Consider the following 11,060-nt stretch of genomic DNA (forward strand, 5'->3'; position numbering starts at 1 on the left):
CAGCAATCCCCGCAGATACTGCCGGAAGTGCTCACGCGGCTCCGGCCGTGACCACCGGCCCTCAAACCGCGCGCACACCTGCTCAAATCCCCATCTCCATGCGGCCAAGTCCTCAGTGGTTACCGCATCGGGATGCTCATGGGGCTGGGGCATGTCATCACGTTCACATACTCCAGCCCTCGCACACCAGGAAACCGAAAGATCACCCAACGTGATCTAGCCATGTAGTACTAGACCGAGACCGGTCCCGCAGCGGCGGGTGGAGTGCTTCAGGTGAGGGGGTGGGGTGGGTCTGGTCTTCGTGCATGGTCCTCCCTACTCGCCGCCCGTGCCTGCCAGCGTGCCGCAGGACACTCACATCCAGCGGGAATGAACCGGCAAAGACAGCGGCGTAAGACGAACCGGCCCCGGGGACGAGCGGGGCCGGAAGTGGATGAATGCGGGCTATGTGTCCAGGGCGTCGTTGATCTTGCCGTTGATCTGCTCCTGCTGGCCGTCCATGCACTTGGCATAGACGCGCAGCAGGACGTCAACGCTGTGCCCGGCCCTCTTGGCGACCTCCGGAGCAGGAACGCCGGCGTTCAGCCAGAGCGACACCGCCGCATGGCGGAGGTCGTACGGGCGGGCGGCCAGCGACGAGGCGATCTGTGCCGGGGTGAGCGCGAGCTTGCGCGCCTCCTGCCAGACGTAGGAGTGCGCCGAACTGGAGTAGGTGCCACCGGTTCTCGTGCTGAAGATCCTCCCGTCCTTCGTAGTGCCGAACTCGGCGACGTGCTCGCGGAGCATGGCCACCAGGGCGGGCGGGATCGGGATCTCTCGTGTCTCCTTGTCCGCTCGGTGCTTCAGACTGCGCGACTCGTGGGTCTGGCCGGAGTCGGTCCAGCGCTTCGTGGCCTGCGGTCGCGCCTTCTCCAGGACGATCAGACCCCAACCCGTCTCGGGCAGCGTGCAGTTCGTCAGCCGCAGGTCCGCCGCCTCCTCCGGCCGCAACGCCGCGTAGTAGATACAGGCGAACAGCGCCTTGAGCCGGGGACCGCGCTTGCGGCCCACCTTGGGCACGGCGTCGAGCAGTTGCCGGGCTTGGACCGGGTTGACCACGGTACGCGGGTCAACGACGGTGACGGCCTTCGGGGCCGTCCATTTGATCTCGTCCAGCGGATTGCCGCTGAATACCTTTTCCTCCACCGCGTGCTCCAGCAGGTGATGGAGGATGGCGCGCTTGCGCCGCACCGTGTTCGCTCCGGCTGGAGTTCCGGCGAAGGTGACCGAGATGGCGGCCAGGCCCGTACGGAGGACATGCGGCTCCCCCAACGCGGACAGCGGAAGAGACGTTCGCTCCAGCCAGCCCAATGCCGCCGTTTGGGCCGCGGTCAGGACAGGGCGCCTCTTCTCCGGGATGAGCGCGTAGACCCTCAGCACTTCCCGCAGTTCCTCGGTCGAAGGACGCCGCGGCGCGTCGGCCACCAGGGCGGGGACCAGTGACAAGAGCGCATAGGCGTCCGTCTCCCGGGTGCGGGGCGCCGAGGTGCTCCAGCGCCGGAGCACGTACGCCTGAGCGAACTCGAAGAACGTCGGGCCGGTAGACGCACGCGCCAGCATCGACACCGGCAGTCCGGTGGCGGTGTCGAACTCCTCCCCCGTCTTCGCCGCCTGCCGCAGGTCAGACATGAAGGCGTTGGCCAGGCCCTTGGTCCGGAAGCTCTTGGACTTCGGCTTGCCCGCGACGCGCCAGCGGGCGATGAACAAGGGCGTGTCGCGGTCCGTACGGTGCTGGATCGCGCCGAGCTTCACGTCGTACGTGGCGTTCACACCGTCTCCCGTCGCGAGTCCAGCCAGGTCGTGAGGTCGCTCCGCCACACGCGAAGTTCGAGGTTGGGCAACTGGACGCAGACCGGCGCACGGCCCAGTTCGCGCCAGCGGTAGAAGGTGCGGCGGGAGACGCCGCCCAGTTCGGCGAGCACCTCCGGGACAGTCAGCAACTCGTCGCGCCTACTCATCGGCAGCCCCGGGTAGACGGGTGCCAGTGAGCGCAGCCGCGAGAACCTGCTCCCCGATGGAGAGCCCTTGACCGGCGTACTCCCAGTGGGCGATGACGAGGACGGTGTCCTCGTCGAACAGCGGGAGCCGTCCGGTGCTGACCTCCTCCGCACGCATGTGTTCCTCACGGGCAGCGCGAAGCTCTCCGAGAGTGGTGGAGTAGCGGCGGCTCTTGGTGGAGAAGTGGCCGCGGAAGCCGAGCATGTGAGCCCAGCGAACGAGCCTGAGGTCGGCCAGGGCCGCGTTGTCGCCCAAGCGCATGCACGCCGCGATCAGCCGGCGCGCGTGCTCGCGGACGGGCAACCCGTCGAGGTCGTCGAGAGGCTGGACACGCCGGTCCAGGGTGCCGACGCATTCGGCGGCCTTGGTGGCGTACTTGGCGATGTAGGCGGCGACGGCCTGTTCGGTGAGGTCGCCGTCCATGGTGATGCGGCGGACGTCGAACTGGGTGCCCCAGCGGAAGGCCCGGCCGAGCGGCTCGACCTCTGCGGTGACGACCGCCGCCGCATGCTGCGCGGCTTCCGCCAGCGCATCGGCCCGCGCCCAGGCCGGTGGCGGCGAGGACGGTCCGTCCGGGCCGTCAAGGCGAATCACCGCGTGGAAGTGGACGACGCCGCGCCGCTGGTACTCGGCGACCTTGGCGAAGGAGATCATCACCTGTTCGCGCAGGGCCTTGACGGTCAGGCCGTTGAGCCTGGCGAAGCGCCGGCGCAGAGCCAGCGTGAAGCGCCGCCACAGCTCAGGACTGACCGCGTTGAACAGGACGGAGCCGTCGTAGTCGTAGCAGTCGGGGCACAGCGGCTCCCCGAGCCGCTGATCGTCGGCGTTGTGCCGCTCGGTGCAGGACATGACCTGTCCGTGTGAGCACGTCTCGGCGTCACGGCGGGCGTGGCAGGGCAGGACCTTGCCGTTCTTCTCCCGCCGTACGTGGACGGCCCCGAACGATGGCGCGGTGAGAGTGACGAACAGACACGGGTGACTGCTGACGGTCTCGGGCACGCCCTTTCCGCCGACGAGGCCGGCGCGGACGAGCTGGTAGGTGTCGGCGCGGTAGACCTCGGCGCAGGCCGGGCAACGCGTCGCGCGGCGGGTCTTGCACGGGACGCGCAGGACGCCGTTGGGCTCGGTGCGGGTGGTGTAGCGGTGCAGAAGCCGGCCGGTGGCCTGGTCGTAGTGGTCAACCTTGCCGCGCAGGTGGATGGGCTGACGGCAGCCGCCGGTGCGCTTGATCTGGCCGGCCCAGCGGTCGTAGTCGGGTTGGTTGAGCCGGTGGATCATCCCGGCTACAGCGTGGGAGTGGGCAAGGTGGGGCAAGATGGGTTCCGTCCTATCCAGTGACGCTGGTGTGGATGGCCCCCGGCCTGGCGGACGTCTTGGCGGATGTGTGGCCAGGCGGGGGGCGCTACGGCGTTACGCGCCGTGGTTGTCGATGCCGCTGCCGTTGCAGTCGGCGCAGGTCTGGTCGTCGGTGAGGCCGGTTCCGTTGCAGGTGCAGCAGCGGAAGTGAGCGAGTGCGGCGTCCATGGTGATCACCGGTTGTCGCGCGGGATGACGCGGACGTAGACGCGGTACTTGCGCGGATGGGCGCGGTCGGGGAACGCCCTGGACATCGCGGTGACGGTGAAGACCTCACGCAGGTGGATCACGCCGAGCACGATCTCCGCGCGGTTTCCTTCGAGGCGAATGCGCATAGTGGTTGTCTCCTCAGTTCGAGTCGGGCTCGATGCAGCCGCGGTAGCTGCTCTCGGCGTCGTGGCGGGCGCGGGCGGCGGCGAGGATCGCCACGGCGCGGTACTCGACCGGTCCGAAGAAGACGGAGGTCGCGTAATGGCCGTACGGGGAGTCCTCGAAGTCGATGTCGGAGCCGACGCGAGCGGCGATCCCGTCGACCTCCGCGCGTAGGTCGTCGTCGTTGTCGTGTTTCGGGAAGTGATAGAGGGTGAAGCTGGACGAGGCGGGCACGTCCGGGTGGGTCTCCAGGAAGACGGCCAGGTTGAGCAGGCCGTTGATGAGGGCTCTGCGGTGGTCGTGCATGGGTCTCCTTCAGGCGTTCTCTGGTGTGCACGGCAGGGTGCGGAGCAGGTTGGTGGCGAGTTGGTCGGACACGCCCAGGCGGGCGCGGAGCAGGTCGCGGGTGATGGGCTTGCCGTGCTTCGCGTGGTGTTCGGTGGCGACGCGGCGGGCGTAGTCGATCAGTTGCGGGTCGGGCGCGGGTCCGTCGTTCTGGCCGTCCTCGTCGGCGGGGACGAGGGCGGGACGGTCCGCTTGCGGGACGGCCGGTGTCCGGTCCGGGACGGACGGGGACGCCGTCGCCCAGGACGAGGACGTCTGCGGGACGTCCGGGGACGGTTCGGTACGGGTGGCGGTGGCGCGGCGTTCGAGCATGGAGACCGCGACCAGGAACGCGCCCGCCGGGGTGGCGGCCGTGATCCAGCCCCAGACGGTCGGGGCGGCTTGTTGCAGGTTGGCGGCCAGCGAGAGGACGATGCCGCCGGTCAGGACGAGGACCGGCCAGGAAACCAGGCCACGCCGCACTTTGCCGGTCTTCCTGTCGTGCTGGCGTTCGCGGGCGGCCATGACGCAGGTCAGGTCGACGCAGATGGCGATGGCCCAGGCCATCCAGCCCTGCTGGCCGTTCTCGGTGGCGGTGTCGCGGATGTGGGTGAAGGAGCCGGCGCCCGCGATGGCGGCCAGGACGAGAACGGGTCCCGTGTCGAGCAGCCAGGCGGCGAAGCGGCGCATCTCGTTTCTCCTCTCGATCCCTCAGGCGGACTGCGAGTCCGGTGTCGGGTGAGGCTGGGCCGCCATGACCTCGTCCCAGGACGGCGCGAGGTCGGCGTGAGAGCGGGCGGCGTGTTCGGCGGTGAGTTCGCTGACGTAGAAGGAGCGGGCGCGGTACCACTGGCCGTCCTGTGAGGCGACGATGGCGACGCCGGGCGTCTCGGCGGCGATGGCCCGTGCTGAGTCGAGCGCGGCCGGGTCGAGGTCGCCGAGAGTCATGGTCGCGGTCTCGGGATCGTTGACCCGGTGGCAGATCCGTCCCGAGCACTGGGCCCGGAGCGCGGTGACGCCGGGGCCGAGGTCGGAGCCGATGCGCTGACCGCAGCAGAACAGGTAGATGCCGAACGCCCGCCCGAGCTGCGCCACCCGCAGCAGCGCGGTCGAGGTCTTGGCGACCTCGTCCTTCTCCGACTTGTCGGCCATCAGGTACAGCTCGGCCAGCTCGTCCACCAGGACCACGACCGGGACCGGACGCAGACCGGGCGGAAGCTGCCAGATGTTGCGCGCCGAGGCCATCCGGCACACGCCCATCCGGTCGGTCATCAGCGCCACCAGATCATCGAGCAGGCCACCGCACTCGGCCCTGCTCGTGGCCAGCGCCGACAGCCGCGAGGCGTACGGAGTGAACTCGACCCCGCCCTTGAGGTCGAAGCCGACCAGCGCCACCGGCTGCGGTGCGAGTCCGACGATGAGCGCGTTGGCGAGGTTGGACTTGCCGGACTGGGTGGCCCCCGCGTTGATCCAGTGCGGCACAGTCTTGAAGTCGACGACCCACGGCCCGCCTGTCTCCAGCCGTCCCACGGTGACCTTGAGCAGTTCGGTGGACGGCGGTAGCTCGTCCACCTTGACCAGCGGGTCACGGACGGTGGCGGCGAGCCGTACCCGGCCGGGCTTGTCCGAGGAGACGCGTACGGCGTGCACGCCCCAGGAGTGCGCGAGTCGTTCGGCGACGTCGGCGTAGTCGGCCGGGATCTGTCCTTCCAGGGTGTGCAGGGTGACGCGCCACCCGTGCCGGGTCGGCAAGGGCAGCCACATGAACGGTGCGGTGTCCACCGCGATGCGCTGAAAGCGGCGCCGGACCCGGACGACACCGGTCGAGGCGACCAGGCCGGGGACGGTGGTGAACCAGAAGCGCTGCCGCTTCTTGGTCAGGTTGCAGCCGAGGGCAACCTTGCGCCAGGACGCCCGGATACTGATGGCCGCGATCGGGAACCCGATGACGAGCCAGAAGGAGCGGTAGTGCCAGCGGCGCCAGGCCCAGAGCCCGGCCGCGACGGCGGCCAGGACTCCGAGCACCGTGTAGAGCTGGTCAGACACCGGCGGCCTCCTGCCGCGGAAGCAGCGCGGTCGCCCGGTAGGAGATGCCCCACTTCCCGGCGATCTCCCAGACGTAGCCGAGCAGGCCGACGGCGTTGACGGCGTCGCCGGCGGTGATGGGTGGTTCACCGGTGATGCCGATCTTGACGAGTTCGATCCGGCCGAACTCGTCCTCGACGGAGACGGTGACCTCGTAGACGGTGTTGCCGTTCTTGTCAGTCTTGATCTCGCCGGTGTCGCGGTTGAGCACGCGAGGGCGCGGGGCCTTCACGCAGGTGATGGTGAGCTTGCTGGTGTCCACAGGGATGGGGACGGTGCGCATGGTGTGCTTCCTTCGTTCGTTCGGACTCTTGGTATACATAGAACGCTTAGAATTCTAAGTTGTCAAGGGCTTCCACGAAGACTTGGTTGGCATGTCGTACGGGCTGTGCTGAACTGGAGGGGCACTCAACCCTCGCGGAAGGCACCTGATGGTCGAGAAGACCGGTCGCCCCGGCTACCTCCAGATAGCCGACGACCTTCGTACGCAGATCAGGACGGGCTCACTCGCTCCCGGTGCCGCGCTGCCCTCGACCGCCCAGCTCTGCCAGCGCTACGACGTGTCCGCCAGCGTGGTCAAAGCAGCCATCAGCGTGCTTCGCACCGAGGCCCTGATCGTCGGCCAACAGGGCAAGGGCGTGTTCGTCCGCGAGGGCGCCGCAGCTTCGGCGTCGGCTTCGGCTTCGGGTGACGAGCCGGCCGCGTCGGAGATCATGGAGCAGCTCGCTCAGATGCGGAGCACTCTGGCGACTCTTGGCGATCGGATCGCCGAGCTGGAGAAGGCCGTGTTCCAAGAGCGGAAGCGATCTCGCTGACCCGGCAGGCCAACTCCTCCATTTCAGACCGAATGGCCTGAAGTTCGTCGATAATTCGCTGATTTGCGGCCACTCCGGCACCCCTTTTCTGGTCGGTCGTTATCCCGGCGGGGATGCCGTTAGTTCATCGCGTATCGGCGCTGGTGAGTATCACGGAGCGTTAGCTAAGCTTCTTCATTGCTGCCTGCACGGCGGTTACACATGCGCTTACACATTGGGCACCTCTCAAAGTGCGCAAAAAGGATGCGATGAAGACAATTCACCGCCCCGGATGGCAGCCCCTGATCCTGCGCCAGCACCGCGAAGCACACGGTCTCACCCTCGAAGCCGCAGGTGACCAGCTCCGCAGGGTCGCCCATCGGCATGGCCTGACCGCGCCGGCTGCCAATTTCCAGACAATATGGGCACACGAACAGGGATCGGTATATCCCGGACCTCACTACCGAAGAGCGTACTGTCTCCTATACCAGGCAAATGAACCCGCCCTGGGTTTCCGCCTCCCGCTCCCCGGCGAAATACCCGAAGTGGAAAATTCCATCTCGGATTTGCCCCAACCCACCGATCCCGCCACCGATAACGCCGCCGCCCAGGTAATCGAACAAACGCTGCTCAAAGTCTCCGGCGCCCCATCCAACGCCGAACAGAACGCCCTTCTCAGCCGAGTCGTGGACGCCTGGCGACGCCGACACGGGCAGGGTAGCCCCAGGCCCATCCTCGTCCTCGTCGGCGGCTATGCCGGATCTGGAAAGACCGAGTTCTCCCGGTTCCTCTCCGACATCACCGGCTGGGCCTTCCTGGACAAGGACTCTCTGACTCGCGCCATGGTCGAGCGCCTGCTCGTCTCGCTCGGCGGCGATCCCCACGACCGGCACACCGGGCTCTACCTGCGCGAGGTTCGCCCTCTGGAGTACCGCTGCCTGATGGAAACGGCCTTCGACAACCTCCACGTCGGAACCTCGGCGATCCTGTCGGCTCCGTTCATCGCCGAGTTGGCCGACCCGGATTGGGTGCGCCGCCTGACCAACCGGTGCGCGGCCAAGGGCATCGACGTCGCGGTGGTCTGGGTGCGCTGCGACGCCGAATCCATGCGCGAGTACATCGAGTTCCGCGGCGCCGCCCGGGATGCCTGGAAGCTCGGCAACTGGGAGACGTACGTCAGCGGCCTCGACACCGAGACCTGCCCACCGACCGCGCATATCACCGTGGACAACCGGCTCGGCTCCGCTATCAGCCTGGCCGACCAGACACGCGAAACGCTGAAGCGGATCCTGACATGACAGGCATCGTCCTGTACGGGCCGCCGGCCAGCGGCAAGAGCACCATCACCCTCGCACTCGCCGAGCTCGATCCGCGGTTCACGCTGGTGCGCAAACTCAAGGCGGGGAACCGGCGCGGCACCGAGTACGACTTCGTCAGCGTCGAAGAACTCGCCGAACGGCGAGCCGCGGGGCGGCTCCTGGTCGAGTCCCACCGCTATGGCAACACGTACGCCATCGACCGCGACCAGGTCGACCAGCTCACCGCCGCCGGCCGGGTGCCGATCGCCCACCTGGGCGACATCTCTGGTATCCGCCGGCTGATGCAGTCAGCCCCATGGCTCGTCGTCCTGCTCTGGATCCCCCGAGACGTCTGCGAGCATCGCTCCCGAGAGCGCGGGGACCGCGACACCGTTCGCCGCCTCCAGGCATGGGACGAGACCCTAGCCGACCTGGACGCCAACGGAGACCACCTGTTCGCCTCGCGGCTCCGCACTGACCAGTTCACGCCGGCGGAGATCGCCCGGCAGACCGCCCACACGTTCTTCGAGCAACAGGTGATGCCTGTTGGTCACCACGCCTGACCGGTCAGGATCCGCATCCACAGCTCCCGGGTGACCTGTGCTCGCATCCACGGGCTTTCCCGCATCTCGTCGAGGCCCTCGAAGGGGTACTGCCGGATGAACGACAGACCGCCCCCCGAGCAGAGCTCATACACCGGGTACGTGCACATGCACGTGTGCTCGCGCACCCGGACCAGAGTCGAACGACCATCGGCCACGGACCAGCGCACCCGGAAGGCCCTGTCATGCGGGGCGACCGCGTGCACACCGTGATAATCGAAGTGCGAGGGCGGCGGGGGCTTCACGACCTCACCACCATCCGGGACTGCTCCTCCAGCAGCGACACGAGCGTCTCCACGTCGCCCGCGCTCACGGTCTGCTGGAGACCCCTGAAGATGTCGACGTTCCGGAGCCGCACACCACCGCGCCGAGTCGCGTAGAACACGCCTGCGTCACTGCAGAAGACCGACCAGCCGGGGAACCGAGCACGGAGCGCATCAAGGTCGTAACCAGTTGCTTCCATATAAGCAGCGTAGGAGCGAAGCCGAAGCCTGTCTACCCCTATAGGTACCGAGGGATAGCTAGGGGTTCCGATAGATACCTAGAGGCGAATGAAGACCCGTCGTGCCCCCTTTCTACCCTTGGAGCTTGTGATTGACTTCGAGCCGGACCGTCCTCGCTGGCAGCAGATCGCCGACGTGCTCCGCAGCCGTATCACCGCTGGCGAATACCCGCCGAAGTATCTCGTCTCGGAGGTTCGCCTCGTTCAGGAGTTCGGCGTGGCCCGCGACACGATCCGCAAGGCCATCCGCCAACTGCGTGAAGAGGGTCTGATCTACACCGTGCCGAACCTCGGCAGCTTCGTCAGCCCGCCGGCCAACACCGAACCTGCCGGAAGCTGAACGCCGCCGTCTTCCCTTAATAGGCTTACGTAGCGTGAGCAGACGGATCGACTTCCACGACGACCTGAACGCGCCTGAGCCCAATAGCCTGGTGCCATCCGTCAACGTCGTCGTCACCAACGAGGCCGGCGACGTTCTCCTGATCCGCCGTACCGACAACGGCCACTGGGCCCTGCCCGGAGGGGCGATCGACCTGGGCGAGTCCATCCCCGCGGCTGCGGTACGGGAGACGAGAGAGGAGACGGGGATCATGTGCGAGATCACCGGCATTGTGGGCACCTACAGCGACCCCAAGCACGTCATCCTCTACACCAGCAACGGCGAGGTTCGACAGGAGTTCTCCATCGTGCTCACCGCCCGCGCCGTCAGCGGCGAGTTGACTCCGAGCGCTGAGTCTTCGGAGGTGCGTTGGGTGCCGAGGGGTGCGCTCGACGACTACGACATGCACCGGTCGATGCGCATGAGAATCAGCCACTTCCTCCAGGGCAACTGTCCCCACATCGGCTGAGTCGGTCCGACAAAGCGGCGAGGCAGCCAGCACCGCCCGATACCGCTGCTCAACCACGGACATATCCACCGAGGCCAATCCCGGCTTCCCGACGCACGACGCTGCTACGACGCACGCCAGACTGGCCGACGACAGCACCTGTCGCCCATCTCCTGGGACTCATCCGTCAAGCATGTCCCGGGACAGCACACACACCTTGCGGGGCCGATGGATGAGAACTTTCTCCACGACTTTAAAGGCGGCCCGCTGCGCGGCCCGCCGGCGCGCGAGCGGTCTGCGTGCCCGGCTGCGGCTCTTCGGCCGGTCCGGGCACGCACCGCCCACGCACCCAAGAGGCCAGGAGAAGCCACCAATGAAGGCCGTGACGATCGCTCACTTCGGTTCTGGCCATAGGTCGTTGGGGCGATCGGCTGCCGCGCGGCTTCCGCTCCTCGGGCCTGGCGGCCCTGCGGTGCGGGTCCGCTTGCCATCGAATGAGATCATGGTGCTTGCCTGGTGGCTATGCTCTAGTCCGTCGGTCGGGTATCGAGATGCGGCATTCTGCTTCCGCTGTCATGGGCAAATGCAACCAAGTCCAAGTTTAGGTGAAGGAAACGGCCGATGGGTGGGCTCTCCCGCGGAAGCAGCCCGTCTGACTCGATTCGGAAAACTGGTTCGCATCCACCTCGTGTGGCGCGCTTCGGAATGCTCTGCGGACTGACAAGCTCGCAGGCGCGCCAGAACTCCATAATGAGGGAACGGCTTCCGCTCAGATGACGCACGGCACTCCTTGCTGGACCGGCAAGAGTCCGGGACACAGGAGCTGTGACGGCCGTTAACCCGGAGCTGATCTCAGATTAGCC

General features: G+C 67.2%; 15 protein-coding genes. 5 read left to right on the forward strand and 10 right to left on the reverse strand.

Annotated elements, in window-relative coordinates; all coding sequences use genetic code 11:
• Positions 1-444 precede the first annotated feature (444 nt).
• The 8 genes from FAF44_RS20545 to FAF44_RS20580 form a co-directional block, all read right to left on the reverse strand.
• Positions 445-1,809, reverse strand: coding sequence for a tyrosine-type recombinase/integrase (locus tag FAF44_RS20545; RefSeq protein ID WP_237104833.1), 1,365 nt, complete (start codon positions 1,807-1,809; stop codon positions 445-447).
• Positions 1,806-1,997 (reverse strand): AlpA family transcriptional regulator, encoded by a 192-nt coding sequence (locus FAF44_RS20550; RefSeq protein ID WP_237104834.1) that lies wholly within the window; start codon positions 1,995-1,997, stop codon positions 1,806-1,808. Before FAF44_RS20550 ends, FAF44_RS20545 begins: the two co-directional genes overlap by 4 nt.
• A complete protein-coding gene (locus tag FAF44_RS20555; protein ID WP_237104835.1) occupies positions 1,990-3,315 on the reverse strand; it encodes a replication initiator in 1,326 nt (441 codons plus the stop codon). The genes FAF44_RS20550 and FAF44_RS20555 overlap by 8 nt, the downstream gene beginning before the upstream one ends.
• A gap of 251 nt (positions 3,316-3,566) precedes the next feature.
• Positions 3,567-3,728, reverse strand: a complete 162-nt coding sequence (locus FAF44_RS20560) for a hypothetical protein (RefSeq protein ID WP_237104836.1) — start codon at positions 3,726-3,728, stop codon at positions 3,567-3,569.
• 13 nt (positions 3,729-3,741) lie between these two features.
• The gene (locus FAF44_RS20565) at positions 3,742-4,071 is read right to left on the reverse strand and encodes a hypothetical protein (protein WP_237104837.1); all 330 of its coding nucleotides are present in this window, start codon (positions 4,069-4,071) and stop codon (positions 3,742-3,744) included.
• A 9-nt stretch (positions 4,072-4,080) separates the two neighbouring features.
• On the reverse strand, positions 4,081-4,779 hold the full coding sequence (locus FAF44_RS20570; RefSeq protein WP_237104838.1) for a DUF2637 domain-containing protein: 699 nt from the start codon (positions 4,777-4,779) through the stop codon (positions 4,081-4,083).
• A 21-nt stretch (positions 4,780-4,800) separates the two neighbouring features.
• Positions 4,801-6,135: an FtsK/SpoIIIE domain-containing protein gene (locus FAF44_RS20575; protein ID WP_237104839.1), complete on the reverse strand. Its 1,335-nt coding sequence runs from the start codon at positions 6,133-6,135 to the stop codon at positions 4,801-4,803.
• Positions 6,128-6,457: a hypothetical protein gene (locus FAF44_RS20580; protein WP_237104840.1), complete on the reverse strand. Its 330-nt coding sequence runs from the start codon at positions 6,455-6,457 to the stop codon at positions 6,128-6,130. Before FAF44_RS20580 ends, FAF44_RS20575 begins: the two co-directional genes overlap by 8 nt.
• A 148-nt stretch (positions 6,458-6,605) precedes the next feature.
• Between FAF44_RS20580 and FAF44_RS20585 the strand changes: the two genes are divergently transcribed.
• The 3 genes from FAF44_RS20585 (at position 6,606) to FAF44_RS20595 (ending at position 8,829) form a co-directional block, all read left to right on the forward strand.
• Positions 6,606-6,989: a winged helix-turn-helix domain-containing protein gene (locus FAF44_RS20585; protein WP_237104841.1), complete on the forward strand. Its 384-nt coding sequence runs from the start codon at positions 6,606-6,608 to the stop codon at positions 6,987-6,989.
• A 524-nt stretch (positions 6,990-7,513) separates the two neighbouring features.
• The gene (locus FAF44_RS20590; RefSeq protein WP_237104842.1) at positions 7,514-8,266 is read left to right on the forward strand and encodes an AAA family ATPase; all 753 of its coding nucleotides are present in this window, start codon (positions 7,514-7,516) and stop codon (positions 8,264-8,266) included.
• On the forward strand, positions 8,263-8,829 hold the full coding sequence (locus FAF44_RS20595) for a guanylate kinase (protein WP_237104843.1): 567 nt from the start codon (positions 8,263-8,265) through the stop codon (positions 8,827-8,829). The genes FAF44_RS20590 and FAF44_RS20595 overlap by 4 nt, the downstream gene beginning before the upstream one ends.
• Here FAF44_RS20595 and FAF44_RS20600 read toward each other — a convergent pair.
• Together FAF44_RS20600 and FAF44_RS20605 are read right to left on the reverse strand one after the other, a co-directional pair.
• Positions 8,817-9,074, reverse strand: a complete 258-nt coding sequence (locus FAF44_RS20600; protein ID WP_237104844.1) for a hypothetical protein — start codon at positions 9,072-9,074, stop codon at positions 8,817-8,819. The genes FAF44_RS20595 and FAF44_RS20600 overlap by 13 nt on opposite strands.
• Positions 9,075-9,109: 35 nt before the next feature.
• Positions 9,110-9,253, reverse strand: a complete 144-nt coding sequence (locus FAF44_RS20605) for a hypothetical protein (protein WP_237104845.1) — start codon at positions 9,251-9,253, stop codon at positions 9,110-9,112.
• Between the two features lie 205 nt (positions 9,254-9,458).
• On the opposite strand from FAF44_RS20605, the gene FAF44_RS20610 reads away from it, so the two are divergent.
• Together FAF44_RS20610 and FAF44_RS20615 are read left to right on the forward strand one after the other, a co-directional pair.
• A complete protein-coding gene (locus FAF44_RS20610; protein WP_237104846.1) occupies positions 9,459-9,710 on the forward strand; it encodes a winged helix-turn-helix domain-containing protein in 252 nt (83 codons plus the stop codon).
• A gap of 34 nt (positions 9,711-9,744) precedes the next feature.
• Complete coding sequence (locus FAF44_RS20615) at positions 9,745-10,218, forward strand: NUDIX hydrolase (protein WP_237104847.1); 474 nt, start codon at positions 9,745-9,747, stop codon at positions 10,216-10,218.
• The last annotated feature ends 842 nt before the right edge of the window (positions 10,219-11,060 follow it).

This window comes from Nonomuraea sp. MG754425, assembly GCF_021699195.1.
GTDB lineage: Bacteria > Actinomycetota > Actinomycetes > Streptosporangiales > Streptosporangiaceae > Nonomuraea.